Genomic DNA, 25979 nt, shown 5'->3' with positions numbered 1-25979 from the left:
CGCTCGTCAGCGCACCTGCTCCAGGCGGCAGCGGAACGGGCGCAGCATCGCCGGTGCCTCCGTGAGCCGGTAGCCGGGAACCTTCTCCGGGTTCTTGGCGATCCCCGCGAGCGTCTCCGCCACGTACTCCAGGTGGCTGCGGGTGTAGACGCGCCGCGGAATCGCCAGGCGCACGAGCTCGAACGGCGCCGGCGTGACCAGCTCGCCCGAGGAGTCGATCTCCCCGAGGTAGAGCGAACCCACCTCGGCGCAACGGATTCCGCCCGCCAGGTACAGCTCCGACGCGAGCGCGTGACCGGTGAACCTGCTCGGCGGGACGTGCGGCAGCAGCCTGGCCGCGTTGAGGTAGACGGCGTGGACGCCGGTCGGCCGCACGCTGTCCACCCCGGCCTCACGCGCGCAGTCCGCGAGGTACGCGGTCGCCTCGGCCCGCTCCCGCAGGTACAGCGGGTCGGTCACCTCGACCAGGCCCTGCGCGCACATGTCGAGATCGCGCCCGGAGAGCCCGCCGTAGGTGCGGAACCCCTCGGTGGCGATCAGCAGGAGTTCGCACTGCTTGGCCAGCTCCGGGTCGTTGAGCGCGAGCATCCCTCCGATGTGGACGATGCCGTCCTTCTTCAGGCTGAGCACGCAACCGTCGGCCAGCCGGAACGCCTTCTTCGCGATGTCGCGCGGGCTGCGGTCCTGGTACTTCTTCTCCCGCTGGGTCACGAGCCACGCGTTCTCGGCGAACCTGGCCGCGTCGAGGATGAACGGCACCCCGTGCTTGCGGCACAACTTGCTGGCCGCCTTGATGTTCGCCATGGAGACCGGCTGGCCGCCGCCGCCGTTGTTGGTGATCGTCATCAGCACCTGGCCGACGTCGTCAGGGCCGCTCAACGCCTCTTCGAGCGCCACCAGGTCGATGTCGCCCTTGAACGGCTCGTCGCTGTCGAGGTCCTTCGCCGCCTGGCACGGGATGTCCCGCGCCACGGCTCCCACCAGTTCCACGTTCGCGCGCGTGGTGTCGAAGTGCGTGTTGCTGAGCGAGATCTGCCCCGGCTTGAGCAACGCGGTGAACAGGATCCGTTCCGCGGCACGGCCCTGGTGCACCGGGTAGATGTGCTGGTACCCCGTCAGGTCCTCGGCCACCTCGCGGAACCGGAACCACGACCGCGCGCCCGCGTAGGTCTCGTCGCCGCGCATGCCGGCGGCCTGCTGCTCGGCGGACAGCGCACCGGTGCCGGAGTCGCTGAGCAGGTCGATCGTCACGTCGTCCGCGGTGAGGTTGAACTGGTTGTACCCGGCGGCGGCGTACACGCGTTCCCGGTACTCGCGAGTGGTGATGGGAATCGGTTCGACGACCTTGATGCGGTACGGCTCCACGGACGTGCCTTTCTAAGCGGACAGTGCTTCGGTGCGAGGAGGCGTGACGGCGTACGCCTCCGAAGACAGGTAGACCGTGACTCCCGGCCGCGGCCGGCCGAGCCGCAGCGACACGTGGGCGATGAGCCCGACGCCCTCGCCCAGCGGCCGCCGGACGATGCTCGTGAGAGCCATGACGAACGGTGCCGTGTCGAGCCCGCACCTCGTCATGATCGCGAGAACGCGCTCACACGCTTCGAGGTCGTCCTGCACGTAGTCCCGCACCGGGATGTAGAGGGAGTAGCCGCTCGGCCGGTCCGTGTCGCCGGCCATGAAGGTGTAGCTCGACATCAGCGGGCGGCCGGTGAACGGTCCCGTGCCGCCGCAGGCCAGTTCCGTGACGTCCGCCAGGAGCTCCAGATCCACGTCCGGTGTCGCCGAGGCGGCCCGCACGACGTTCTGCACCCCGGCGGCCTCGTGGGACACGTAGGTCTTCACCCGAGCCCGGCTGGCGTCCGTCAGGTCGATCGCGAAGAACGAGAACCGGTCCAGGCCCTCCCTGCACAACGCGTGCTCGGTGATCGCGGGGAGCGCCGCGCTCAGACCGAGCCGGTCCAACGCCTCGCCCACCAACCTGGTCGCGCTCTCACGGCCGCGCACGTCGGGGTTGAGGTAGACCTTGATCGCGGGTGCGTCGGACCCGACGATCAGCGAGTACCAGAACGCGAACGCGCCCTGCGGGTCGTCCGGGAGGAAGAGGTCCCGCACCCGGTCCAGCTGCCCGAGGTCCAGCTCGTGCCGCGCGGACAGCCGGTCGAGCACCTCGAGGGCCTCGGCGAGGTTCGCTCGCGCGCCCGGCTGTTCGGCGAGCGACTCCACGATCATGCGAACGGTGGGCGGCTCGTTTCGGGCCAAAGCCACCGAGAATTCGACCGGGGTGTGGTCGTCGGCGACGAAAGAGGACCAGCCCGGAACCGCGGAGAGGGGCTGGAGGCAACCGGGGCCTAATGCCTCACCCAGCAGATCCGTCGCTCTTTCTGCGGACTTCGCCAAACCGACAGCTCGCAGGAGGTTTCGTAGTTGGCCTAGGACGAAATCGCGTAATGAGACGGTTGGCGTGCTCAAGGTGGGCACTCCTGATCGGGGGGAATCAGGGTCGGGTCGCAATCCTGACGGGGTGGAATCGCGAGGGGAATTCTCTCAACCCACCACATGCCCAGGTCAAGGTCCAAGGGGGTTGCCTGAGACACTCTGGGCTGTGATCAACGTTGCACTGCATGGCCTATTGACTTGATCGCGAGTTTGTTGTTGCGAGGAGGAATTGTGCGGTTGCCTGCACGTGTGCTATGCGTGATCCAATTCGGTTCCGAAGAGTGATGGATTGCGTCTTGAATGGGGACTGTGATAGGCGCCCGATTGCTGCCCGATTGTCCCGGCACAAAAGAAACGAGGTGTGTCCGTCACTGCGGACACACCTCGTTCGTGAAGTATTGACGGCTGCTCGGTTTCAGCGGCCCTTCGCGCACCGAACCTTCCCGGGACAGCTGCGGATCATGCGCACCGTCGGGGGTGTCTCGATCGTGGCCGGCGGGTTCGCCGCACCGCGCGGCCACTGCACGGAGATCGCGATCGACGACGCGTTGTTGTCGTAGTTCTTCTCCAGCAACGCCCTGTCGGAGTTCACGACGTTGACGACGTCGTAGAGGCCGGACGGCACGCGGGTGAGATCCAGCCACTGGAAGTCGACCTCGTGCTTGTAGTCGTCACCGGAACCGACGGAGATCCCGAACATCACGTCCACAGCGGACGGGTTGTGGTGTTCGCACATGTGCCCGTCCAGGCGGCCCGCCAGCTGTCCGGCGGGACTCTCCGGGTCGGCGGGCCGGTGGTCGAGGTCGTCGCGGACCGTGTACCGGTCACCGATGCAGAAGCCGTTCTTGCGGTCCGTCACGACGACACCGCCGTCGGGGGTGCGCAGCTGGAAGTACTCGAAGCTGAGCAGGTGCCAGTGCTCGTGCGTCGGCGCGGGCTCGTAGTACGCGCTGGAGCGGGTCTCGCGCCGCGCCTCGGCGAACGAGCCCGCGATCGAACCGTCCACACCGGACTGGATCGCCTGGCGGACCTTCATCGTGGGCACGTCGGTGCTGTCGCGGTGCGCGTGCAGCAACAACGGGCCGTCGCCGATGTTGTCGATCGAGGTGGTGAACCGCAGTCGGACCGCTTCGACCGGTCCGTCGCCGTACACGCACTTGCCCCGCGGTTCCGAGGCGTGTTCCACCGGACACACGTCCCAGGCGCGGCACGTGACCGGGCTGCCGGAGAAGCCGCCGGGGCAGCCGATGGGCGCCTGCCTCAGGTCGGGCAGCAGGGGCGACGGATCGGCCTGGACGTCCTGTGAGGAAACGAGGTTGACCGCGGTGATCGTGAGTGCGGCGATCACCGCGCCGATTCTGCGGGCCATGCGGTGTTCTCCTGAGTCGATGATCTCCTGGCGTCGCGCAGGAGCAGGTCCGTCACCGAGTTCGCGAGCTCGACGCTCGAGTTCCAGCTCGTGACGTTGGGGTAGACGTGGGCCGTGGTTGCGAGCAGCAGCCGGGTGCCGGGCACCTCGACGGCGGGGCGCTGGGACAGGTACCCGAGCGGGTACACCGGTTCGACGAACGGTGCCTTGAACACGCGCACCTCGTCGACGTCCTCCGGCGCGAGTCCTTCGTGGAGGTTCAGCAGCTGCTCGGTCCACCTCGCGGCGATGCTCGCGTCGTCCTCGAGGTAGAGCGCGGACTCGCGGTCGGTGTAGCGCATGACGTACACGAGGTGCCTGTCGCCGTACCGCTCGGTGCCGGTCAGCGGCGTCATCTCGATCACGCCGTCGAAGTCCGTGCCCGAGCGCAGCACCGGCGCCCAGTAGTGCCCGGACAACGGCTTGCGGAGGAAGAACAACGTGTTCACGACGCCCTGGTAGGGCAGTCGCACCTCGGGCAGCCGCCGCGCGAGGTCCTCGTCCGCGATGCCGCGCAACGCGGGCAGCGGCACGGTGGAGACGACGTGGTCCGCCTCGATCGTCTCGCCGTCGGCCAGCGTGACGAGCACCCGGTCCGGTGCGGTCTCCAGGCGGCCCACGGGCGCGGACGTGCGGACCTCGCCGCCGCCCGCCTCGATGGACGCGCGCAGGGCGTCGATCACGCTCTTGTAGCCGCCGGCGGGGTAGCCGCGCACGGAGTCGTTGCTCTCCCGGCCGAGCCGCTGCCACAGGTACAGCGCGGGCACGTCACCGAACGCCGAACCGAACTTGGCGCCGAACATCGGCGCGAGCAGCGTGCTCCAGACCTTGTCGCCGTACAGGCCGCGCAACCAGTCCTCGGTGCGCATCCGGTCGAGGTCCTTGCCCTTGCCGAGCCTGCGCAGCAGCAACGAGATCACGCCGAACCGGATCCGGTCGGCGAGGCTCAGCGGCGTGAACCGCAGCAGGTCCAGCGCGGAGTTGAACGAGCGGTGGACGCCGTCGACGACCATGCCCATCCGGGTGGGGCGCCAGCCGACGCCGTCCTTCAACCCCACCTCGCCGAGCAGGGCGAGCAGCGCGTCGTCGCTCGGCATCACGCAGTGGTAGAAGCGCTCCACCCACCGGTCCTGCGACGAGAAGAACGTGCCGAGGCCGCCGAGCTGGTCGCCGGCCTCGAGCAGCGTCACGGGCAGTCCTGCGCGGACGAGCCGGTGCGCGGTGGCGAGGCCGCAGATGCCTCCGCCGATGACGACGACGCGGGATGACATCAGAGCTTCCTGAACGGAACGGGCGCGAGCCGGTCACGCGTGAGCAACAGCAGGTACTGCCTCAGCGTCCGGCCGAGCTTGAGCTTGCTGGGGGTGGGCTTGCGGTCGTAGCGCAGCTTCAGCGGGATCTCGCTGACCACCGGCGCGCAGTGCCGCAGCTTCAGCAGCAGCTCGACCATGCAGGCGAACCCGCGTTCCTCGACCAGCCGCTCGCCCCAGTGCGCGGCGGCGCGGCGCAGCAGGCTCACCCGGTAGGCGCGGAACCCGCTGGTGAAGTCCTGCACGCCCTCGACCTTGAGCGCCCTGCGCAGCACGACGGTGGCGCCGCGGGACAGGAACCGGCGCCAGCGCGGCGCCGTCGAGTCGTCACCGCCGTCGACGAACCTGGAGCAGATCACGATGTCCGCGCCGGCCGCGATCTCCTTCAGCAGCGCGGGAATCACGCCGGGGTCGTGCGTGTCGTCGGCGTCCATCACGACCAGGACGTGGTCCGGCGCCGCTTCCGCGAGCACCGCCCTGAGTCCTGACTGGACGGCCTGGCCGAGGCCGAGGTTCTCCGGGTGGCGCACGAGGCGGACGTCGAGGCCGCGCACTCCGGCCACGCCGTCGCCGGTGCCGTCCGACGACCCGTCGTCGACCACCCAGACGGTGATCCGGCCGCCGAGCTCGACCTCGGCGGTGCGGCGCAGCAACCGCGGGAGCGCGGCCGCCTCGTTGTAGGCGGGCAGGACGACGTGCACGTGGGTCGTGTGCTGCACGACCACGGCGGGGTCCCCGGCAGAATGCCGGATCCCGTGTTCGTCGACTCTCACTCAATGCCCCCTCTTCGGTGGCTCGCGGTTGGTGGCGTGAATTATTGACACGGCGTGCTAAAGCTTTGATACGGCCCTGGGCGACTTCAGGGCAGCAACTATGTCGAAACCTCACCAACTGCGTTGGGCCGGAGACACCAAAGAGGGAATGTCGATAACCGAAGAGATGACTTTCTCGGCGCACATTCACTCTTACGGGTGGTTCCGTGGTCAAAACTCCTTCGATCGGATGATCTTCTAATGAGGCGATTCTCGGCGGTTGCCGTTCCAGCCGCACCCCTCCCGGCGCGGGAGGCTGATCCCGGACGCCCCGTCCACCCCGGCGTCAGACAGCCTGAGGGTCGCCGTGACCTGCTCAGCCGGGTGAACGCCGTCGCGGTGCTGCTGGTCCTCGTGGACTGCGTGACGCTCGTGGCGGTGTCCCTGCACCGCGACCTCGGCTGGGTCTGGGGCGGTGCGGTCGCGGCCGCGGTGCTCACGATCAGGGGATCCTGGCGCCTGTACCGCAGGCGTCTGTGGCTGTCGTGGCTGCAGGACCTGCCCCGGTCCGCGGCGAGCACGGCACTGGCGTTCGCGCTGCTCGCCGGCGTCGGCCTCCTCGGCGGCGCGGCGCAGCGGGACGTGGCCGCGGTGCAGTGGGCGATGATCACGTTCGCGCTGGTCATCGAGCCGGTCAGGTGGTTCGTGTTCGCGTTCGGCCGGTGGTGCCGCAGGCGGTTCGACCGCTGCGACCGCACGATCATCGTCGGCGCGGGCGAGGTGGGCGTGAACCTTGCGCGGACGATGCTGGAGCACCCGGAGTTCGGCCTGCGGCCCGTCGCGTTCGCCGACTCCGGCCCTGATCCCGACCGGCAGCCGCCGGTGCTGGAGATCGTCGACGGCGACCTCGCGGACGCCATCGTGCGGCTGCGGGCGGGCACCGTGGTGCTCGCGTTCTCCCACACCCGCGACTCACCGCTGGTCGACGCGGCCATCACGGCCCACCGGCTCGGCTGCTCGACTCTCGTCGTGCCGCGCATGTACGAGCTGCACCCTGACGGCCCCGGCATCGAACGGCTGCGCAGCTACCCGCTGATGCGCCTCGGCACCGCCCCGACCAGCAGGCCGACCTGGTGGATCAAGCGAGCCGCGGACCTCCTGCTCGCGGCGATCGCGCTCGTGGTGCTGTTGCCGCTGATCGGTCTGTGCGCGCTCGCGGTGCTGGTCGAGAGCGGCAGGCCGCTCTTCTTCCGCCAGGTCCGCGTCGGCATGGACGACCGCACGTTCGTCCTCTACAAGATCCGCAGCGTGCGGCAGTCCGGCGAGGACGACTCGCAGGTGAAGTGGTCGGTCGAGGGCGACTCGCGGGTCGGCCCGGTGGGCAGGTTCCTGCGCCGCACGTCGATCGACGAGCTGCCCCAGCTGTGGAACGTGCTGCGCGGCGACATGTGCGTGGTGGGGCCTCGCCCGGAACGCCCGGGTTTCGTTCGCGAGTTTTCGGCAATTCACGAGCTATATTGGGCTCGCCATCGCGTTCCGACCGGCCTGACAGGGCTCGCTCAGGTGCACGGGTTGCGAGGTGACACTTCAATCGCCGACAGGTCTCGATACGACAACTACTACATCGCGAATTGGTCGTTGTGGCTGGACCTGCGGATTCTCTTGATGACAGCAGGGGAGTTGTGTTGGCGCAGAAATCGCTGATCCGCCGATTCGCCGCTGTCGCGTTCGTACTCCTTTCGAGCGCGTGCACGGTCAGCGAGGCGACCGAGCCCATCGTCACCGGGCCGGTGCCGAAACCGCTGGCGCCGTGCGCGTGGTGGTACGGCATCGGCGACTCGCCGTCCTCGTGGGAGCTCAAGGCCGCCGCGAAGCACTACGACGTGGTGGTGCTGAACGCGTGGGAGACGGCGGCCATGCGCAAGCTCCACGAGCTGAACCCCAAGGTGAAGGTCCTGGTGTACAAGGACTTCTCCAGTGCCCGCAACTACGAGGGCGCGATCGTGGGCGGCCGGGACGCGAAGTACCTGCCCACCGGGGTCGGGTACTTCGCGGCGGAACAGCAGCACCCCGAGTGGTTCGCGATCGACACGACGGGGCAGCGCATCGAGTGGAACGGGTACCCGAAGCACTGGCAGATGGCGGTGTGGGACCCGGCCTACCAGAAGTCGTGGGCGGACGCCGTCGTCGCCGAGGTGCTCCGCGAGGGCTGGGACGGCGTGCTGGCGGACAACGACTTCAGCTCGCTCAAGTACTACTCGCCCGCGGTGATCGCGGGCACCGCCGACACGGCGGGGACCGACCGGCTGCTGCGCGACGGCCTCGACGGCATGCTCACGCTCGCCGGTGACGCCCTGGAGAAGTCCGGGAAGATGCTGGTGCCCAACGTGTCGGAGTCCCAGCTGACGCCGGGCCGGTGGTCGGCGCACTCCCGGTACGCGGGTGCGATGGAGGAGAACTTCGGCCTGCGCGGCGACGACGGCGCCGGCGAGCTGATCACGTTCCAGGGCAACCAGTTCAAGGAGCAGCGGGCTCAGGCCGCGCTCGGCGAGTCCTGGTTGCTGCTGGTCACGCACACCAAGTCGGAGCAGGAGGAGCGCGTCGGGTACGCGTCCGCCGCGCTGCTCGCGAGCCCTCACACGTGCTGGACGAGGGCCGATCCCGACTACAAGAACCCGTACTGGTCGCTGTACCAGGACGCGCGGCTCGGGGAGGCGGTCGAGACGGCCAACCGCCTCCCGAGCGGGGTGTGGAACCGCCGCTACAGCAACGGCTGGGTGGCGGTGAACCCCACGAAGACGTCCGTCCTGCTCACCCCGCCCGCGGGCCTGCGCACGCTGCGGGGTGAGCCGGTGCCGGCGCAGCTCGACCTGGCACCGGCGGACGCGGTCGTGTTCGTCAACGGCCCGAAGTGAGCTTGCGGTAGAGGTCGAGGTGCCGCCGCGCGCAGACCTCGGCGGTGAACCGCTCCCTGGCCCTGATCGCCAGCTTCTCGCCCGTGGCCGCGGGATCGGGGTCGGCGAACAGGTCGCGCAGCCGTGCCGCGAGGGCCGTCACGTCACCGGGACGCGGCAGGTCGGAGCCGGGAACGCCCAGCATGTCGGCCACGCCGCCGGTGTCCGTGGCGACCACCGGTTTGCCCGCCGCCATCGCTTCCGCGACCACGAGCGGCTGCTGCTCCATTGTGGACGGAAGCACCAGCGCGTCGTGCTCCAGCAGCAGTTCGGGGACGTCTGACCGGAACCCGAGGAACCGCACGCGGTCACCGAGGTTGCGGCGCGCCACCCGGCCTTCCGCCTGCATCCTCTGCGGACCGTCGCCCACGACGGTGAGCGTCGCGTCCTCCGGCATCGTGGTCTCCAGCGCGTCCAGCAGGGTGAGCAGACCTTTGCGCTCCACCAGCAGGCCGACGAACACCAGCTTGCGCACGGGCCCGGCCGGCGGGTTCGCGGCACCGACGTCGACGCAGTTGTCGATGTGGGTCATGCGGTGCGGCGGCACGTAGAGCCGGTCGCGCAGGAACCTGCCCATCTCCCTGGCGGGAACCACGGTCCGGTGCACGACACGGGCGACGGCGGCGTCCGCGGCGAGCACGGCACGGGTGTACGCCGATGGCGGTTCCGCACCGCGCACGCCGCGGAACCACGGCTCGTCCACGTCGTCGGGCACGCCGTGGTAGGTGTGCACGATCTTGGTGCCCGTGGTCGCGAGGCCCGCGCTCACCAGGCCGGACCGCCGGTCCTGGGCGTGCACGACGTCCGGCCGCCACGTCCTGAGCGCGGCCCGCGCCAGCCGTGCGGCGCGCACGTCCCCCTTGCGCGGTACGAGGATCTCCTCGAAGTACGGGTCGACCAGCTCGGCACTCCGGAGGGGTCGGGGGCCGAACACGCGCACCTCGGCGCTGTCGGTCTTGGCCAGCGCGGCGGCGAGGCGGACGGTGACGTCCACCGGCCCACCGCTGTCCTGGGTGAGCAGGTAGGCGATCCGTGTCATCGTGGTCCTCTCTGGGAGACCAGTTTCTCGGTGAGCGTCACGATCTGGTCGGTCATGCGGTCGCGGTCGAAGAGGGTCTCGGCACGCACCCGGCCGCGTTTTCCTTCGGCAGCCGCGAGTTCGGGGTCCGCGAGCCGGGTCGCAATCGCTTGCGCCAGTGCCGCGACGTCCTGAGCGGGCACGACCTCGCCCGCGTCGCCGATGCTCTGCCGCACGCCCTCGACGTCGAACGCGACGACCGGACGTCCGCAGGCCATGGCTTCCAGCGGCACCAACGCCATGCCCTCCGCACGTGACGGCAGGACCACGACGTCCGCCTGGACGTAGAACTCGGCCGGTGCGTCGCTGTGCCCGTGCCAGTGCACGTTCGGATGGTCGGTGGCGCGCAGTTCTCGGGCCATGGGTCCGTCGCCGACGAGGAGGAGCCGGGCGTCCGGGACCTTGCCGAGGATGTTGGGCCACGCCTGGAGCAGCAGGTCCTGGCCCTTCTGGTGGGCGATCCGGCCGACGCACACCGCGGTCGGGGTGTCGGACGGTTTGGGCTGTGGGGTGAGGCGCCGGGTGTCGACGCCGTTGCAGACGATCTCGGCTCTCGCGGTCACACCCGCGGTGCGGCCGGTTTCGAGCTCGTCGTCGCTGACGCACACGAGCAGGTGGGTCCAGCGGGACGCTCGTGCCTCCCAGACGCGGCAGGCGCGGCTCAGCAGGCCGTCCGCGACGCGGAACGACCACAGGTGCGGCTGGAACAGCGTCGGGGTGCGCCCGCGCAGCACGATCCTGGCGAGTCCGGCCTTGGAGCTGTGCAGGTGGACGGCATCTGGCTTGATGGTGCGCAGGGTTGTGCGGAGAGCGCGGAGTTCCAGGGCGGTGCGCGGGCCGGGGGAGCGGGTCGCGTGCCAGGCGTGCACCGGGATACCGGCTTCGCGTGCCCGTTCGGCGAGCCAGCCCGTTGGCGGACAGGCGATGCTGACGTCCCAGCCGCGTCGCTGCTGCGCCTTGGCCAGTTCGAGCACCACGACCGCGACCCCGGCTTCGACGGGCTGTGTCACGTGGACGACCTTCACGTCCGCTCCTTCAGTCCGATGAGGACGGTGCGGTTGAGCGGCAGCACGACCGCACAGTAGACGACGAGCACGGTCGCCCCGCTGACGACGAGACTCACGACGGTGTCGCTCTCGGGCAGGAACCGGTTGACGCCCAGGCTGACCAGTCCGCCGGCGACGACCGTGACGGCCGCGCGGGCGGGTTGGGAGGACGCGAGACCGTTGCGGACGAGCACCAGCCAGGTGATCGGCACCAGCAGCCACACGACGGTGACCTGCGTGACGGCGACCGCGGTGGGGCCGTGCCGGGTGGTGAACACCAGCGCGGTCAGCAGTGCGGCGAGGTGGGCGGCCTCGAGGGCGAGGTACTGCCGCGCGTGCCCGGCGGCCCTGATCACCTGGTACCAGACGTGCAGCAGGCTCAGCCCGAGCCCGTAGCCGCACAGCAGCACGAGGATCCGTGCCGCGTCCGCCCACTGCTCACCGAGCACGACGATGCCGTCCGCCCTGAGCGCGACCGCGAGGTACAGCCCGCCGGTGATCACCAGCGTCGCCACGGTGAACCGGCCCGCCGTCTCCGGGAGCTGCGTTCTCCGTCCACTTCGGACCAGTTGGGCGCAGATCGGGAACAGCACACCGCCCAGCACGACCGCGATCATGATGTACGGCACCCACGCGATCCGGAACGCGAGCGAGTACCCGCCCACCGCCTCGGGCCCGAGCACGTGCCCGAGCGCGAGGTAGTCGACGTTGATCAGCATCACCGCGATCAGCGCACCGGGCCCGACGACCGCGATCCACGCCGCCGCCTCCTTCGCGGCCCGGCGGTCCCAGACCGGCCGGATCCGCGCGCCGGCGATCACCGCGAGCACCGGTTGCGCGACGGCCGTGCAGAGCAGCCCCAGCACCACCGCCGTGGGGCCTGTGTGGTGGGCTGCCAGCGTCACGGTGACCACGGCACCGAGCACCATGCCGCCGGCGTCGGGCAGCATGCGGCGCTGGAAGTCGAGGTCGCGGTGCATCAACGCCATCTGCACCCCGCCCGCCGCCGTGAACGGCAACGTGAGCGCCGCGAGCCGCAGCAGCCCCTCGGGCGCGCCCAGGACGGCGGCGATCGGGCCCGCTGCCGCTGCCAGCGCCGCGGCCAGGACGGCACCGGTCGCGACGCTCATGGTGAGCACGGTGCCCGCCGTGCGCAGCGGGTCGAGCTCGGTGCGGCTGACGATGTCGTAGACGCCCATCGCCTGCACGACCTGGCCGATGTTGACCACCGACACCACCAGCGCCACCGCACCGAGGTCGGTCTCCGTGAGGAACAGGGCGAGTGCCAGCGTCACGACGATCTGGCTGCTCTTGCTCACCAGGTTGACCGCGAAGAGCCACAACGAACCCCGCACCGCCACGTCCGTCATGCGCGGCGCCCGGTGAGCCTGATCGCGAACACGACGAGCACACCCCACGCCGCGACGACGGCGAGCCCGTCCAGCGTGACGCTCGCCCGCGCCCCGAGCAGCTCCTTGACCGCCGTGTCGACGAAGTACAGGTGCGCGAAGGGGACTGTGACGAGAAGTGTCGCGGCGGCGGCCAGCTTCCAGTGACGTTCCTTCCGATTACGCCAGCAGGTGACAGCCAGTGCGACGAGGGCAGGCACCGCGATCAGCACGTCGCCCGGCTGGTGCACGAGCGCCACCACGACCCCGAGGCACGTGAGAACGTCCGCGGCCTCGCTGCTGGTGCGGTCGAGCCTGCGCACGAGCACGGCCGTGACCGTGAGAACCCCCACCAGCGCCACCAGTTCGGCCGCGGGCGGCAACCACCCGGTCGTCCGGAAGAACACGGCGGGCAGGTCGACCCGTTGCGCGGTCAGGGAGTCGACCGCGCCGTACCCGGTGTGGCTCGCGTGGGCGAGGTTGCGGGAGATCACGTCGAGGAACTCCCCGACACTGGTCTCGAGGACGAGGACCGCCACCACGGGAAGGCTGGCCGCGGCGGCGATCGCGGTGCCGGCGAGGGCGACCTTCCGATCGCCCCTGATGAAGATGAGCAACGCCAGCGGCAACCCGAACTGCGGCTTGAGCCAGGCCAGCGCCAACGCCGCCGAGGCCCACCAAGGACTCCTGGCCCGCAACAGCAACGCCCCGGCCGCCCCGACCGCGATCAACGGGTTGACCTGCCCGACGTACATCTGCGCCTTGCCGACCTGACTGGTCACCAGCAACGTGGCCACCACGACGGTCCCGGCGACGAGCGGCAACCCGGCCCGCCCGGCGGCCATCGTCGCGAGGACGATGAGCAGCACCAGGCACGCCAGCGCGAACGCCACCGCGCCGACCCGGTAGCCGGGCAGCGCGAACGGCAGGTGCAGCACGAGGTGGTAGGGCTGGTAGAGGTTGAAGTTCTGGCGCACGGGCCAGTGCGCGAACATCACGGCGGGGTCGTACGGGTTGCCGCCGGCGAGGAACTCTCGGATGGGGAAGTAGAGCGCGTCCCGGAAGTCCTGCATGCGTTCTTCTGGCAGGTTCTGCGGGGTGGGGAGGGGCGCTTCCCAGGACGGGCGCAGCGCGCGGATCGCGCTGAGGGTGCCGGCCAGGGCGACGAGTGCGGTCAGGACGGTCTTGGCGAGGGCGGACCGGTTGGTCGTGGTGATCACGCCGCCACCACCGTCGTGGAGGCGCTCGGTGACTCGGGACGCGTCGTCGTGCCGATGTCGCCAGCACCACCGAAGCGGCCACTGGGCGTGTCGGGTCGCGCCGCCGTCCCGCTCACACCCGCGTCGCCGAGCCCGCCACCATCACGCGGGCCGGGCCGCATCGTCGTCCCCCTCACGCCAGCACCACCGCCACCAACACCGAAGACGCCGGCAACACCGCCAGCACCGTCGCCAGATCACCCCGCCGGTCGTTCCCCGCCACCGCGATCACCGCGGTCCCCTCCGCGGGTTCCGAGGCCTTGTCCGGCAACGTCCGCGCCAGCTCCTCCGCGCGTTCCGCCAGCCACGGGCTGACCGCCAGCACCTTCACCGGCCGCGCCGCCGCCACGCACAACGCCGTCAGCCGCTCGGCCAGGCCGGGGTCGTCGTCGCGTGCGACCACCACCGGGTGGCTGATGCCCGCGGCCGCGAGGGCGGTGCGGACGTTGTTGCCGCGCAGGCGTCGCAGCGCTGCCACGGCCACGCCCGCGATCACCGCGGCGGCCAGGGCCAGGCCGGTGGCGAGGCGCCAGTCCGGTGACACCCGCGCGGTCTCGGGCTGGTCGTCCACCAGACGGAACCTGGCGGCGGGGGCGAGGAGGTCGGCCTCGATCACCGCTTTCGCCACGGCCGACACCGCCCAGGACGCGTGCTCCGAGGTGTCCGCGCGCACCGAGATCCGGGCGACGCCCGACGCCGGCACCAGTTCCACGGCGATGGCGTCGGCCAGGCGGTCCGGGGTCGTGCCCGCCGCCTTGGCGGCCACGTCCAGGACCGACGGGCTGCGGACCAGCTGCACCACCGCCGGTGCGGCCAGCGAGGTGACCTCGCCGAACTGGGCGCTGTCCGGTGTGGACGGTGTGGCCAGCAGGGTGAGCCTGCCCTCGCTCACCCCGTCGCGCATCGAGACCGCCAGCAGCACGAGCGTGCCGACGGCAACGGCGGCCAGCACGCCCTCCACAAGAGCTCTGGGAACCTTCATCGTCCCTCCAGGACGGTGCGAAGCAGTTCGTCGTAGGACTTCATCAACGCGTGCGAGTCGGCGCTGCCGCAATGTGACGCGGCGACCGAACGCGCGACCGGCGAGTAGAGCAGGCTGCGCAACGCGCGAGCGGTCTGCTCGGGGCTGCGGCGCGGCACCAGGACACCGCCACCGCCGGACAGCACCTCGCGCACACCGTCCACATCGGACGCGACCACGGGACGACCGGCGGCCAGCGACTCCAGCAGTGCGATCGGCATGCCCTCCCAGTCGCTGGTGAGCACGGTGACGTCCGCCGCCTCCAGCAGGTCGCGCACGTCGGTGCGGGTGCCGAGAAACCGGACGCGGTCGACGCCGCGGGCTTCCAACGCGCCACGCAGGCTGCCGTCGCCGGCCAGCCACAGCTCGGCGTCACCTGGGACGAGAGCCCACGCGTCGAGCAGGACGTCGTGCCGTTTCTGCGGTTCCAGCCGGGCTGGGCACAACGCGACGGGCACGTCCGGCCGCACACCGAGCGCGGCGCGCACCGAAGCGCGGTCAACCGAAGGCGCCGTCGGGAAGACCGCGTTCGGGATCACCACCACCGACTCCAGCCCGGCGTCGTGCAGCCGCGACGCAGCGGCGGAGGCCACGGTGACGACAACGGACGACACGCGGGAAAGCACCCTGACGGCACCGGCGACATCAGCGTCGGCCACCCCGTGGAACACCGTGACCAGCGGTCGCCGCGGTGCCGCGATCCGAGCAGTCAGGCTCGCGGACACGTTGTGCGCCAACACGACATCCGGCTGAAACCGGCGCACGGCCGAACGCGTCGCCCACGCCGCACGCAGCACTCCGGTCAAAGACCGGCGCGCCACCGGTACGTCGAACACGGGCAAACCGGCGTCGCGCAACGCATCGGCGCGGAAACCGCCACCGCTGGCCACGGCGGACTCCCAGCCGACGTCACCGCCCGCGAGCGCCATCCCGGCGACGAGCGACTCCGCACCGCCCGCGCCCATCTCGCTGATCACGTGGAGAACGCGCACGGTCGGCGCTCCTTTCGCGTTCGGTGCTCGATCGCGACGGCGAGGGCGACGAGCGACCACAGGGGCAGGTAGTACTGCTCGGACAGGAAGATCGAGGCGACCAGCGCGGCGATCAGCGCCGCCTGCACGGCCACGGCCTCACGACGACCCCCCGCACGCAACGCCCGTTCCGAAGCGACGAACCCGATCGCGACGAACCCGATCAGCAACGCGAAGCCCGGCAGCCCGAGCTCCGCGGCGACCTCCAGGAACAGGTTGTGCGCCACCGGGGTCTGCTCGTCGACCTCCGCGTTGTGCGACGCCGCCGCGTACTGCTGGCGGAAGCCACCGGGCCCGACGCCGAGCACCGGTGAGTCGGACAGCATCCGCGCCGCCGCCTGCCAGCGCAGCATCCTGGTGTCGGCGTTGGTGCCCGCGATGTGGCTCTTCTCCTGCAACGCCCGCGACAGCTCCGCGTGAGCCGCCTGCGCGAACACCAGCGCCGCCACCCCCGTCACGGCCGCGGTGACGACCACCGCGCGGACCGGCAGGCCCCGCCGCGCGACCAGCCACACCAGCGCGCAGCCCAGCGCGATCCCGCCGCCGCGCGAGAACGTGGCCGCCGTCCCCGCCACCAACACCGCGCCCAGCAACAACAACACCACCCGCGACCGGCCCTTCGCCGGGATCGCGACCAGCAACGGCAGCGCCGCCACGAGGAAGAACGCGAGGTCGTTGGGGTCCTCCAGCGGCCCGGTGGCGCGCAACGAACCACCGACGAGGCTCAGCAACCCGCCAGCCGCGGCCACGACCGCCCCCGCGACGGCCGCGGCGAGCAGCGCCCGCACCGGCACCTCGCGCGCGGCCACGTCGGCGAGCACCACCGTGATCACCAGGAACGGCACCCACCGCACCAGGTACTCCAGGGTGAACGGCTCGGCCTCGTGCACCGCCGACGTGGTGAGCAGCACGACCGCGAGCAGCGCGACCACCAGGTGCAGTGGATGCGGCGCGGGCAGTCTCCGTTGCCGGACCAGCGACACGAGCCACACGCCGATCAGCGCGGCGGGCATGACCTTGGCCAGCTGACCGTGCACCTGCAGCAGGTAGCCCTCCAGCGGGGCCAGCGCGACCGTCCCGCAGGCGAGGACACGGGTCAGCCACATGCGACCGGATCCCGTTCCGGCAGAACGGAAGCCGCGAGACGGGCCACGTGCTCACCGGTGCCGACGACGTCGAAGTGCTGACGCAGCGACGACAGCACCCAGCCCAGCAGCTCCACCTTCTCCCGTCCCGGCACCGCCATGCCGGGGAAGAACTCCATGCCGGGCGCCTCGGCACCCGAGAGCACGTCCGTGGGGTGCAGCAACAACGACGGTGCGATCCCGGTGGCCAGGCACAACCGCAGCGCCGTGCGGAAGTACCCGCGGGCGAGCCGGGGCGAGATCTGGTGCAGCTGCAACAGGTACGCGCCGTGGATCGGCACCCTCAGCAGCGGCATGGTGGTGACCGGCAGTTCGACCAGACCGTTGCCGCGCCAGCGGTACGCGCTGTTCGGGGCCTTCACCTTGCCGAACCCGCCGAACAGGTCGGCCCCGCCGTCGGTCGAGCCCGCGGTGCGGTTGTGGTAGGCGCGGGCCAGCGGGCCGATCCAGGTGGGCAGAACACTGGCGTCGTAACGGTATCCGCGCCGGTCGAGCACGTCGAGCAGCTGCGGCGTGACGCTGTAGCCGGGGCCGCGGAACCCGACCGGCCGCGGTGCCCCGGCGGCCACGATCGCCTCTTCCGCGCGCGTCACCTCGGCTTCGAGCTCGGCCTCGGAGAACCTGTGCAGCCACGGCTGGTGCCAGAACGAGTGGTTCGCGACCTCGTGCCCGGCCGCGGTGACAGCCGCGACGGCGTGAGCGCCGTCGTCGCGTTCCGCATCCGCTCCGACGACGAAAACCGTTGTGGTCAACCGGTGTTCGCCGAACACGTCGAGCAGCCGGGGCACCGCCGACGGCAGGAAGCTCGGTCTGCTCTCCCACCTCGGGTCGCCGTGCGTCCTGAGGTACGCCCAGAGGTTGTCGAGGTCCAGCGACACGCTGGCGACGGGCTTCACCGCCCGGCTCCGGCCGCGACCAGGTCCGGCGCGGGCTTCGTCACGGACCCGAGCACCAGCACGCCACCCACCACGAGCAGCCCGCCCAGGGCGACCCACCACTCCCGTCCCGGCGTGATCTGGTCGCCCATCAGCGCGAGGCCCGCGATCGAGCCGATCACCACGGTCGTCGCGTCCATCGACGCCACCGCGGACGTGGCCGAGACCCGCTGCAACGCCGTCGCGATGCAGGCCTGGCCGACGAACGCGGCGATCACCATGAGCCAGGTCAGCGGGTGCAGCAGGATCTCGAGGAGCGGCTTGCCCGCCACGTTCCGGGCGGCTACCGCGACCACCGCGAACGCGATGCCCGCCAGCACCGGCGTCGCCGCCTTCCACGTGCGCGCCAGCGGAAGCACCGCGAGCGTCAGCAGCCCCAGCACGACCAGCGCCGGCACCAGCGGCAGCTCGCGCGCCGTCGACGGCGCCGCCGCACCCGTGAGCAGCAGGATGCCGCACGCCATCACCAGCAGCACCGCGATCTCGACGCGCCGGACCCGCCAGCCGAGCGCCAGCACGCCGATCACGGTCGCGAGCCCGACCGCGCACGAGGAACCGGCCTGCACCAGGTAGAGCGGCAGTTCCTCGCGGGCGAGGAACGCGAACCCGAAACCGCCGCACTGGCAGCTGAAACCCAGCAGGTACAACCGATCGACGGCCAGGCGGGCGAGCAGACCCAGCCCGGCGCCGGGACGTTCGTCGGCCCTGCGCGCGGCGACCGTCTGCGCGACTATCCCCAGTCCGTACAGCACAGTGGACACAGCAAGCGCCAGATGACCGGACACGCGGGACTCTCCGTAGGTTTCGGCGAAACACGCGTCGGCGCGCGCCTCAGACTCAGATGACCGCGCACCCTATGACACGCCTGTGCCGCAACACTTTCGAGCGATATCCCACGCAACGCTTTCGGGTGAACGTCAGCGTGATCTCCCCCGTTTTGCCCGAATCGATGAAGTACCTTGCCGCGGTGCGGGAAACGAACACGGTGACGATCGTCTGCGGCACCAGGCCCGAACTGATCAAACTGGCACCGCTCGTCGAACACTTCGGCAGCGCGTGCACCATGATCTACACCGGCCAGCACTACGACCGTTCGATGTACTCGCTCATCCGCCGTGATGTGCCGGAACCGGGCGGCTTCCACGAGCTGCGCCTCGGCGGCCTGCGCCGGGGCGGCCAGCTGGGCCGTGCGGTCGCGGCGGTGGACGAGGTGCTGGCCGCGGAACGCCCGGGAGCCGTCATCGTCCAGGGCGACACGACCTCCGCACTGGCGGGAGCGCTTGCGGCCAACGCCTGCGACGTGCCGCTGGTGCACGTGGAGGCGGGCCTGCGCAGCTACGACCGCGCCATGCCGGAGGAACACAACCGCGTGCTCATCGACCACCTCGCAGACCTGTGCTGCGCGCCGACGTCGTTGAACCGCCACAACCTCCTCGCCGAGGGCATCGCGGACGCCCGCATCGTGGTCACCGGCAACACCGTCGTCGAGGCCCTGGCACACGCCCTGCCGTCAGCCGACGAGGAAAGCGCGGCACTGTCGGGCTTCGGCCTGACCGGCGACCGCTACGTGCTGGCGACGATCCACCGCCCGGAGAACGTGGACGACGCGGACAACCTGGAAACGATCCTGCGCGAACTGGGCCGCCTGCCGCTCCCGGTGGTGCTGCCCCTGCACCCGCGGACCGCGCAACGCATCGCCGCGTTCGGGCTTTCCGGTCTGCTGCACGGGTTGCGCGTGATCGAACCCCAGCCGTACCGGACCTTCCTCGCCCTGGCGCACGGTTCCGCGGTGATCGTGTCGGACTCCGGCGGCATCCAGGAGGAGGTGAGTGTGCTGAAGCGACCGGTGGTCGTCGTCCGGCGGACTACCGAGCGGCCGGAGATCGAGGGCACGTTCGGAACGCTCGTCCCTCCCGGGCCGTTGGTCGGTGCTGCGGTGCTGCCGTGGCTCGAGGACGTTTCCGGCCATCGGGCCGCGTTGCGAGAGATCGCGTCGCCGTACGGGACGGGGTCGCCGTCGGAGCTGATCGCGTCGGCGGTGCGGGCGATGCTGGCGCCGGTGGGGGAGCCGGTGGCGGCGGGGATCTAACGCTTGCGCTTCGGCTCGCGAATGCTGTTCAAAGCGTCCTCGAACTGCTGCACGAGCGGGTTGTTCTTGCCGAGACTGTTGCGCATGCGGATGAGCGAGCGAAGCAGGGTGCTCGTTGCCAGTCGCGGGTTCCCGGCCGCTGCGGTCCACACGGCCAGCGGAATCTTGGTCATGACTGTGAGCTTGTCGTACGGGCCGCGTTGGATGGTCATCTGTTCGACGGCGAACGCGTTCAAGTCACGTGCGGCCGCGAATTTTCCCGCATGACCGAGCGTGACGGCGTAGGCGGCCTGGAGCTGCACCGTGCGCAGATCCAGTGCGCCGACTTCGGTGGTGGAAATGGCTATCACGTCGAGATGGATCGGTATCGCCTCGGCGAACCGGCCGAGCTGTGCGAGGACCAGCGCGAGGCGACTGCGAGACTGGAGCACGCGCTCGTGGTGAGGGCCGAGCACGCGTGTCCGAACGGGCAGCAGGTCCTCGAAGAGCTGGCGGGCGAGGTCGAGCTCACCCAGCCTGAGATGTGTGGAGGCCAGATCGTGGCGCGTGTGCAGGGTGTCGGGGTGGTCGGCGCCCAGCACCCTCGTCTGTGCTTCCACCAACTCGGAGAGCATTACCTTGTGGGCTTGTGACGGGGTGAAGAGGTAGGCCCAGCGCGCTAGGCCGTGTCGTGCTCGGAGCATCTGCTCGTTCTCGGGACCGAGAACCGGCGTCATGTCGCGGACGAGCGCCTTCAACTGTTTGATCGCGGTCTCCACGTCGCCCATTTCCCCGTGCAGGAACGCACCGTCGTAGCGCAGATCGAAGCTTCGTGGATCAGCCGGGAGATGCTCGGCAGCGGCCAGAGCGTGGCTGCGGAGCTGTTTCCATGCAGCCATCTTCTGCATGTCGAGGGGAAGTTCCGGCAGCACGGCGGCGACCAGATCGCGGGCTTGGACGGCGTGGTCGAGGTTCTCGCCGAGCCGATGCCGCGTGACGGCCTGGATCAACCGGTGCACGGTGATCGTGCCCTCCGCTCCCCGCGTCACCAGGCTGTGCGAGAGCAGTTCCCCGATGGCTCGGGTCAACGCCAACTCGTCGTCTATCAACTGCCGCAGCACAGAGACCGGGATCGAGTCCGGGGCGAAGTAGGCGATCGTGTCGAGCACCAACCGGGCAGACGCCGACATCTTCTCGATGGCCAAGACCCAGGTGGTGGCAACGGTGTGCGGGTAGTCGTCCGGCTGCCCGTCCGCGTGCAGCTCAGCACTCCGGTCCTGGTAGAACCGCAGGTAGGTAGCGAGGTCGATCCCGTTCGCCGCGGTGAAGGACGCGGCCTGGGTCAGCGCCAGGGGAAGTCCGTCCAGTTCGGCGGCCAGCTTGGAAGCGGCCTCGGCGTCCGGGTCCAGCGACATCGCCGAGAGCAGCTCCACGGCGGCGTCCGTGTCGAGCGGGGCGATGGGGTGGACGGCGGCGGGGTTGGGCCAGCGGCCGGCCTGGCTGGTGACGAGGACGTGGCCGTTTCCCTTGGCGGGGAACAGACCTCGCAGCGCGGCGGCGTCCGGGAGGTTGTCGAGGACGAGCAGCCAGGGTCGCTTCTGCTCCGACAGCCAGGCATTCGCGCGCTGCACAGCGTCCCGGACCAGTTTGGCCTCCGCCGGGGAGTGGACCAGTTCGAGCAGGCTGCGGTACTCGCCGTCGACCGTGGTCGGGTCCTCGGCGCGGACCCACCAGACCACGCCGTAGTCGTCGAGGTGGCGCTGGGCGTAGGCGCGGGCCAGGCTGGTCTTGCCGACGCCTCCCATGCCGGTGAGGATCTGGATCACGGGGGTGCGGCTCTTGCGCTGGGCGGTGAACGCCGCGCGCAGGTCGGTGAGTTCCTGCTCACGGCCGACGACTTCCGCCATGCCCGCGATCTGCGGGGACACCACCCCGGAGGAGGAACGGACCTCCGACGGGGTCCAGGCGGGCAGCTCCGGTTCCTGTCCGAGTGGAATTTCGGGCAGCTCGGGCTTTCCCAGCAGGAAGCGGAGGAGGTCCTCCGCGCCGGGCAGGGTGAAGTCCTCGACGACGTACACCGTCGTCGTGGCCGGGGCGAGGAAGTCGGGGACGCCGCCGGCGGACTGCCCTGGCACCACCACCGGCACGAACTTCTGCAGGTCCTGCTGGGCGTCGTAGAAGGCGTCACGGATCAGCCGCGCCTCCCACTGCACGCCCCGCCCGACCTCCGGCGAGGTCCGGCTCTCCGCGCGCAGCTTGTACTGCTCGGAGGCCACGCACAGCACCACGTCCGCTTCCCGGATCCGGTCGGCCATCCACAGCGACCAGTCCTGGCGCTGACCGGCGGCGACCTGGTCGAACACCGCGTCGACACCGTTGGCGCGCAGGAACGCCCACAACTCCCGCACCACAGCACGGTGTTCATCGGACTCCTGTGCGTAGGAGATGAACACGCGCCGTGCCATTCGCCACCCCAATCTCTGCCGGTCACCTGGTCATCGCGCGGCCACGCGGATGTGTTGCACGCGGCCGTCCGACCCCGTCCGACTTCGTCCGACCAGTCTTCCGATCACGGCCGCGGCGGGCGAGCGTGGACGCCGTTGTTGTTGATCTACTGGGAGGAGCGGACCCGTGAAGCGTTTCGCACAGCTGGCCGGTGAGCGGCTCGTCGGACTCGTGCTGCCGAAGATCGATGCCGGTGCCTGCGTGCCGGAGAACGGGCAGTGTTGCAAGAAGGGTTACCGCTTCAACTGCAACGGCATCTGCTCGTCGAAGAGCAGCAGCTGCAAGTGACACCACGGGGTGCCGGCGAGCGCGTCTCGCCGGCACCCCCGCACTCTTGCCGGAGGCCGAAGTGCTCGACCTGTTCGCTCGTGTGCTGCTCGCCGTGGTGTTCGTCGCCGCGCTCACCGGCAAGGTGCGGACCCGGCAGGCGTTGGCCGAGTTCCGCGACTCGATCACCGCTCTCGCACCGCGGCTGCCCGCGCAGCCGGTCGCCGTGGCGGTCCTCGCGGGCGAGGCCGTCGCCGTCGTGCTGCTCGCCGTTCCCGGTACCCGGCTCGGCTACGCGGCCGTCCTGACTCTGCTCGCGGTGTTCTGCGGAGTGATCGTGCGAGCGATCACCAGCAGGCAGAACGTGCGCTGCAAGTGTTTCGGTGCCGGTGGCGACGTGCTGGGGCCCAAGCACCTCGTGCGCAACGGGTCGCTGGCCGCCGTGGCCGTCGCCGGTGCGTTCGTGCCGACACCCGTGTCCTGGGAGGAACCGTTGACCCTGCTCACGATTGCCGTCGTGCTGCTCGCCGTCGTCGTGGCGCTGCACGTGCTGTTCACGTTCGGGCTGGTCACCAGGGTCCGGGAGCTCCAGGAACGCTCCGGCCCGCCGCGCAACACCAATCTCCCGCAGCCCGGCACGGTGATCCGTCCGTTCGAGGTCACCGGCACCGATGGTCTCCCGTTCACCGAGGCCGACCTCGACGGGCCGGTGCAGGTCGGGTTCTTCTCCGTCGGGTGCGGGCCGTGCCGGACGCTCACCGACGCGTTGCTCGCCGACCCGCCCGCCGCCCGGTTCGTGTCCGTTGTGGACGGTGATCCGAGCGATCCCGAGGCGACGGCACGGCTGGTCGAGAAGGTCGGCCCGCTCGGTCGCGTGGCCGTGGTCGGCACCGACGACCCGATCCTGTCGGCGTTCGAGGTCATGGCGTTCCCGACGTTGCTCTACACCCACGGCGGTGTGGTGACGGCTTCCGGGATCAAGCTCAGCGACTTCGCCGGCGTCCCGGCACCGGTGGCGTGATCCGCAACGCCGGGGCGGCGCTGGCGCTGCCCTTCCGCGCCGCACCGGTGATCGCCGGGGTGACCCTCGCGCTCACCGTGCTCGCGGGTGCCGCGCCGGCGGCCGGTGCCTGGTTGACGATGCTGCTGGTCGACGAGCTCACGTCCGGCACGGCGAGTCCCGGGCGGGCGGCGTTCCTCGCGGTGGCGTCCGCACTGGTCGGCGGGCTCGCGATCGCGTTGCTCTACCTCTGCGGGTATCTCGGGGAGGTGGTGCGGCAACGGGTCGCGCTGACCGTGGAGAGCAACCTGTTCCGCCGCATCGCGACGCTGCCAGGGCTCGCGCGGATCGAGGATCCCGTGTTCCACGACCGGCTGCGGCTCGCGGAGGAGGCGGCGCAGGAGGCTCCCGGCACGATCTCGCAGTTCGTCCAGGAGCTGGTCCGTTCGGTCGTGCTGCTGGCGAGTTTCTCCGGCGCGTTGCTGGTGGTGTGGCCGCCGATGACGTTGCTGCTGCTGGCATCGGTGGTGACCGCTGTGGTCGCCCGGCTGGCGACGGCGCGGCGGGAGGCCGCGACGGAGGAAGCGTGGGTGGCGACGGACCGGAGGCGGCTGTTCTACCGGGCGCTGCTCACGGATGTGCGGGCGGCCAAGGAGATCCGGCTGTTCGGCCTGGGAGAGTTGTTGCACACCAGGATGGTCGGCTCACTCGCGACGGTCTCCGGTGCACGGCTCGCGGCACAGCGCAGGGGCACCGTCGTGCAGAGCGCGCTGGCGTTGCTCAGTGCCGTGGTGGCCGGCGCGGGCACGGTCGTGGTGGCGCTCAACGTCGCGGCGGGGCGGTCGTCCGTCGGTGACCTGGTGCTGTTCACGGGGGCGGTCGCCGGAGTCCAGACCGGGTTGTCCGGCGTCGTGCTCCAGCTCGGCGAGGCCGGGCGCGCGGTGCGGTTGTTCGGTCACTACCTCGACGTCGTCGGCACGCACGACGACCTGCCCGCCGGCACGGGCGCACCCTCGGAAACGGCGGCGATCGAGCTGCGGGACGTCTGGTTCCGGTACTCGGACGACGGTCCGTGGGTCCTGCGCGGTGTGAACCTGACGATCCCCGCGGGCGTGGCCGTCGGGCTGGTCGGGGTCAACGGGGCCGGCAAGAGCACGCTGGTGAAGCTGCTGTGCCGGTTCTACGACCCGCAGCGGGGCTCGATCACGTGGAACGGCGTGGACCTCCGCGAGCTGGACGTCGCGCTGCTGCGCAGGCGGATCGGCGTGGTGTTCCAGGAGTTCATGGCGTACGACCTGACCGCGGCGGAGAACATCGGCATCGGGCAACCGGACCAGCTCGGTGACAGAGCGCGGATCGTCGAGGCGGCACGGACGGCCCGCGTCGCCGACGTGCTGGAAGCGTTGCCGCACGGGTACGACACGGTGCTGTCCAGGACCCACGCGGACGAGGAACGGACGGGCGTGACGTTGTCCGGCGGGCAGTGGCAGCGCGTCGCTCTGGCGCGGTGCCTGATGCGCACCGACGCGGACCTGATGATCCTCGACGAACCGACGTCCGGACTGGACGCCGAAGGGGAGCAACGGGTGCACGAGACGGTGAGACGGCACGCGCAGGGCCGGACGCGGTTGCTGATCTCCCACCGGATGGCCGCGCTGCGCGGTGCCGACCTCATCGTCACCCTGGCCGGCGGGCGGATCGCCGAGCAGGGTGACCACGACGAACTGATGGACGCCGGTGGCGAGTACGCCCGCCTGTTCCGGCTCCAGGCCGACGGCTACCAGGACGTGAGGATCAGCTGATGTGGATCAGGGTCACCGTGCGGGGCAACAGCATGTCGCCGACTCTGCACGACGGTCAGAAGCTCTTGGCGCGCAAGCTCTTCCGCGACCCGCACCGCCACGAGGTGATCGTGTTCCGGGTGCCCGACCCCGAACTGCCGCACCGGGTCAAGAGGGTGGCGGCCGTCGCAGGAGACCCGGTGCCGGAGTGGCTCGCACCGACGTTGCCCGACGTGGCACGAGTACCAGAAGGGTTCGTCGTGGTGGTGGGGGACAACCCGCGTTCACAAGACTCCCGTCAGCTCGGCTTGATCGACTGCGGCGACGTCGTGGGTGCAGTGCGCGGCAGGTGAACGCTTGCACGCCGCGACCCATCGCAGCCTCCAGCGCGCGATGTCGCCGCCGCACGCCCGCACGATCGCCAGAACCGTGTCCAGCCGGGGAAACCGGCGGCCGGTCAACGCGTCGTGCAACGTGCTGCGGGCACAGCCGGTGCGCCGTGCCAGTTCCCGATAGGACATGCCGACCAGCAGCCGCAGCTCGTCCAGGTCGTGGCCGAGTTCTGCCTTGCCCCCTGCGGTCATTCAGACTCCCG

At 70.5% G+C, this 25979-nt stretch carries 24 protein-coding genes; 7 read left to right on the top strand and 17 right to left on the bottom strand.

What is annotated here, in order from left to right; translation table 11 throughout:
• Nucleotides 1–6: 6 nt before the first annotated feature.
• The 5 genes from AOM45_RS35235 to AOM45_RS35215 form a co-directional block, all read right to left on the bottom strand.
• On the bottom strand, nucleotides 7–1365 hold the full coding sequence (locus AOM45_RS35235; RefSeq protein ID WP_030468453.1) for a tryptophanase: 1359 nt from the start codon (nucleotides 1363–1365) through the stop codon (nucleotides 7–9).
• 12 nt (nucleotides 1366–1377) lie between these two features.
• Complete coding sequence (locus AOM45_RS35230; protein ID WP_035910594.1) at nucleotides 1378–2478, bottom strand: tryptophan dimethylallyltransferase family protein; 1101 nt, start codon at nucleotides 2476–2478, stop codon at nucleotides 1378–1380.
• Between the two features lie 373 nt (nucleotides 2479–2851).
• On the bottom strand, nucleotides 2852–3805 hold the full coding sequence (locus AOM45_RS35225; RefSeq protein ID WP_030468451.1) for a lysyl oxidase family protein: 954 nt from the start codon (nucleotides 3803–3805) through the stop codon (nucleotides 2852–2854).
• Entirely contained in the window at nucleotides 3781–5115 is a 1335-nt protein-coding gene (locus tag AOM45_RS35220; RefSeq protein WP_051783694.1) for an NAD(P)/FAD-dependent oxidoreductase, read from the bottom strand. Before AOM45_RS35220 ends, AOM45_RS35225 begins: the two co-directional genes overlap by 25 nt.
• Complete coding sequence (locus AOM45_RS35215; RefSeq protein ID WP_162185670.1) at nucleotides 5115–5927, bottom strand: glycosyltransferase; 813 nt, start codon at nucleotides 5925–5927, stop codon at nucleotides 5115–5117. Before AOM45_RS35215 ends, AOM45_RS35220 begins: the two co-directional genes overlap by 1 nt.
• Nucleotides 5928–6290: 363 nt before the next feature.
• On the opposite strand from AOM45_RS35215, the gene AOM45_RS35210 reads away from it, so the two are divergent.
• Complete coding sequence (locus tag AOM45_RS35210; RefSeq protein ID WP_236703943.1) at nucleotides 6291–7610, top strand: exopolysaccharide biosynthesis polyprenyl glycosylphosphotransferase; 1320 nt, start codon at nucleotides 6291–6293, stop codon at nucleotides 7608–7610.
• Nucleotides 7592–8821, top strand: a complete 1230-nt coding sequence (locus AOM45_RS35205; RefSeq protein WP_081902213.1) for a putative glycoside hydrolase family 15 protein — start codon at nucleotides 7592–7594, stop codon at nucleotides 8819–8821. Before AOM45_RS35210 ends, AOM45_RS35205 begins: the two co-directional genes overlap by 19 nt.
• Here AOM45_RS35205 and AOM45_RS35200 read toward each other — a convergent pair.
• The 10 genes from AOM45_RS35200 to AOM45_RS35160 are packed head-to-tail and all read right to left on the bottom strand — an operon-like array spanning nucleotide 8805 to nucleotide 18548.
• Nucleotides 8805–9899 carry a glycosyltransferase family 4 protein gene (locus AOM45_RS35200; protein WP_030468446.1) on the bottom strand — a complete coding sequence of 365 codons (1095 nt, stop codon included), beginning with the start codon at nucleotides 9897–9899 and terminating at the stop codon, nucleotides 8805–8807. The genes AOM45_RS35205 and AOM45_RS35200 overlap by 17 nt on opposite strands.
• Entirely contained in the window at nucleotides 9896–10963 is a 1068-nt protein-coding gene (locus tag AOM45_RS35195) for a glycosyltransferase family 4 protein (RefSeq protein WP_030468445.1), read from the bottom strand. The genes AOM45_RS35200 and AOM45_RS35195 overlap by 4 nt, the downstream gene beginning before the upstream one ends.
• A complete protein-coding gene (locus AOM45_RS35190) occupies nucleotides 10960–12354 on the bottom strand; it encodes an oligosaccharide flippase family protein (protein WP_030468444.1) in 1395 nt (464 codons plus the stop codon). The genes AOM45_RS35195 and AOM45_RS35190 overlap by 4 nt, the downstream gene beginning before the upstream one ends.
• Complete coding sequence (locus tag AOM45_RS35185; RefSeq protein ID WP_236703942.1) at nucleotides 12351–13592, bottom strand: glycosyltransferase 87 family protein; 1242 nt, start codon at nucleotides 13590–13592, stop codon at nucleotides 12351–12353. The genes AOM45_RS35190 and AOM45_RS35185 overlap by 4 nt, the downstream gene beginning before the upstream one ends.
• Nucleotides 13589–13768, bottom strand: a complete 180-nt coding sequence (locus AOM45_RS51285) for a hypothetical protein (RefSeq protein WP_156093895.1) — start codon at nucleotides 13766–13768, stop codon at nucleotides 13589–13591. The genes AOM45_RS35185 and AOM45_RS51285 overlap by 4 nt, the downstream gene beginning before the upstream one ends.
• Nucleotides 13765–14613, bottom strand: coding sequence for a hypothetical protein (locus AOM45_RS35180; protein ID WP_030468442.1), 849 nt, complete (start codon nucleotides 14611–14613; stop codon nucleotides 13765–13767). The genes AOM45_RS51285 and AOM45_RS35180 overlap by 4 nt, the downstream gene beginning before the upstream one ends.
• Complete coding sequence (locus AOM45_RS35175; RefSeq protein WP_236703941.1) at nucleotides 14610–15644, bottom strand: glycosyltransferase; 1035 nt, start codon at nucleotides 15642–15644, stop codon at nucleotides 14610–14612. The genes AOM45_RS35180 and AOM45_RS35175 overlap by 4 nt, the downstream gene beginning before the upstream one ends.
• Entirely contained in the window at nucleotides 15626–16789 is a 1164-nt protein-coding gene (locus AOM45_RS35170) for an O-antigen ligase family protein (RefSeq protein WP_236703940.1), read from the bottom strand. Before AOM45_RS35170 ends, AOM45_RS35175 begins: the two co-directional genes overlap by 19 nt.
• Nucleotides 16780–17724: a polysaccharide deacetylase family protein gene (locus tag AOM45_RS35165; protein ID WP_030468440.1), complete on the bottom strand. Its 945-nt coding sequence runs from the start codon at nucleotides 17722–17724 to the stop codon at nucleotides 16780–16782. The genes AOM45_RS35170 and AOM45_RS35165 overlap by 10 nt, the downstream gene beginning before the upstream one ends.
• The gene (locus tag AOM45_RS35160; RefSeq protein WP_030468439.1) at nucleotides 17721–18548 is read right to left on the bottom strand and encodes a hypothetical protein; all 828 of its coding nucleotides are present in this window, start codon (nucleotides 18546–18548) and stop codon (nucleotides 17721–17723) included. The genes AOM45_RS35165 and AOM45_RS35160 overlap by 4 nt, the downstream gene beginning before the upstream one ends.
• 182 nt (nucleotides 18549–18730) lie before the next feature.
• On the opposite strand from AOM45_RS35160, the gene wecB reads away from it, so the two are divergent.
• Nucleotides 18731–19852 (top strand): non-hydrolyzing UDP-N-acetylglucosamine 2-epimerase, encoded by a 1122-nt coding sequence (gene wecB / locus AOM45_RS35155; RefSeq protein WP_236703939.1) that lies wholly within the window; start codon nucleotides 18731–18733, stop codon nucleotides 19850–19852.
• On the opposite strand, the gene fxsT is transcribed toward wecB, so the two are convergent.
• Nucleotides 19849–22296 carry an FxSxx-COOH system tetratricopeptide repeat protein gene (fxsT, locus tag AOM45_RS35150; RefSeq protein ID WP_030468437.1) on the bottom strand — a complete coding sequence of 816 codons (2448 nt, stop codon included), beginning with the start codon at nucleotides 22294–22296 and terminating at the stop codon, nucleotides 19849–19851. The two genes, wecB and fxsT, sit on opposite strands and share 4 nt — an antisense overlap.
• A 166-nt stretch (nucleotides 22297–22462) precedes the next feature.
• Here fxsT and AOM45_RS51280 point away from each other — a divergent pair, with 166 nt between their 5' ends.
• The 4 genes from AOM45_RS51280 to AOM45_RS35135 are packed head-to-tail and all read left to right on the top strand — an operon-like array spanning nucleotide 22463 to nucleotide 25737.
• On the top strand, nucleotides 22463–22624 hold the full coding sequence (locus AOM45_RS51280) for a hypothetical protein (protein WP_156093894.1): 162 nt from the start codon (nucleotides 22463–22465) through the stop codon (nucleotides 22622–22624).
• Nucleotides 22625–22670: 46 nt separating this feature from the next.
• A complete protein-coding gene (locus tag AOM45_RS35145) occupies nucleotides 22671–23624 on the top strand; it encodes a TlpA family protein disulfide reductase (RefSeq protein ID WP_156093893.1) in 954 nt (317 codons plus the stop codon).
• Nucleotides 23621–25405, top strand: coding sequence for an ABC transporter ATP-binding protein (locus AOM45_RS35140; RefSeq protein WP_051783686.1), 1785 nt, complete (start codon nucleotides 23621–23623; stop codon nucleotides 25403–25405). Before AOM45_RS35145 ends, AOM45_RS35140 begins: the two co-directional genes overlap by 4 nt.
• A complete protein-coding gene (locus tag AOM45_RS35135) occupies nucleotides 25405–25737 on the top strand; it encodes a S26 family signal peptidase (RefSeq protein WP_030468434.1) in 333 nt (110 codons plus the stop codon). Before AOM45_RS35140 ends, AOM45_RS35135 begins: the two co-directional genes overlap by 1 nt.
• On the opposite strand, the gene AOM45_RS50035 is transcribed toward AOM45_RS35135, so the two are convergent.
• Nucleotides 25669–25968 carry a helix-turn-helix domain-containing protein gene (locus AOM45_RS50035; protein ID WP_030468433.1) on the bottom strand — a complete coding sequence of 100 codons (300 nt, stop codon included), beginning with the start codon at nucleotides 25966–25968 and terminating at the stop codon, nucleotides 25669–25671. The two genes, AOM45_RS35135 and AOM45_RS50035, sit on opposite strands and share 69 nt — an antisense overlap.
• Nucleotides 25969–25979 lie beyond the last annotated feature (11 nt).

The organism is Lentzea aerocolonigenes (genome assembly GCF_000974445.1).
GTDB classification, from domain to species: domain Bacteria; phylum Actinomycetota; class Actinomycetes; order Mycobacteriales; family Pseudonocardiaceae; genus Lentzea; species Lentzea aerocolonigenes.
Note: the sequence above shows the minus strand (reverse complement) of the source record. Positions and strands in the feature narration are given on the sequence as shown.

What these genes read in the sequence shown, in the direction of transcription:
- AOM45_RS35225 (WP_030468451.1), bottom strand. Translation starts at nt 3,805, where the DNA reads ATGGCCCGCAGAATCGGCGCGGTGATCGCCGCACTCACGATCACCGCG.
- AOM45_RS35220 (WP_051783694.1), bottom strand. Translation starts at nt 5,115, where the DNA reads ATGTCATCCCGCGTCGTCGTCATCGGCGGAGGCATCTGCGGCCTCGCC.
- AOM45_RS35200 (WP_030468446.1), bottom strand. Translation starts at nt 9,899, where the DNA reads ATGACACGGATCGCCTACCTGCTCACCCAGGACAGCGGTGGGCCGGTG.
- AOM45_RS35190 (WP_030468444.1), bottom strand. Translation starts at nt 12,354, where the DNA reads ATGACGGACGTGGCGGTGCGGGGTTCGTTGTGGCTCTTCGCGGTCAAC.
- AOM45_RS35180 (WP_030468442.1), bottom strand. Translation starts at nt 14,613, where the DNA reads ATGAAGGTTCCCAGAGCTCTTGTGGAGGGCGTGCTGGCCGCCGTTGCC.
- AOM45_RS35170 (WP_236703940.1), bottom strand. Translation starts at nt 16,789, where the DNA reads ATGTGGCTGACCCGTGTCCTCGCCTGCGGGACGGTCGCGCTGGCCCCG.
- fxsT (WP_030468437.1), bottom strand. Translation starts at nt 22,296, where the DNA reads ATGGCACGGCGCGTGTTCATCTCCTACGCACAGGAGTCCGATGAACAC.
- AOM45_RS35135 (WP_030468434.1), top strand. Translation starts at nt 25,405, where the DNA reads ATGTGGATCAGGGTCACCGTGCGGGGCAACAGCATGTCGCCGACTCTG.
- AOM45_RS50035 (WP_030468433.1), bottom strand. Translation starts at nt 25,968, where the DNA reads ATGACCGCAGGGGGCAAGGCAGAACTCGGCCACGACCTGGACGAGCTG.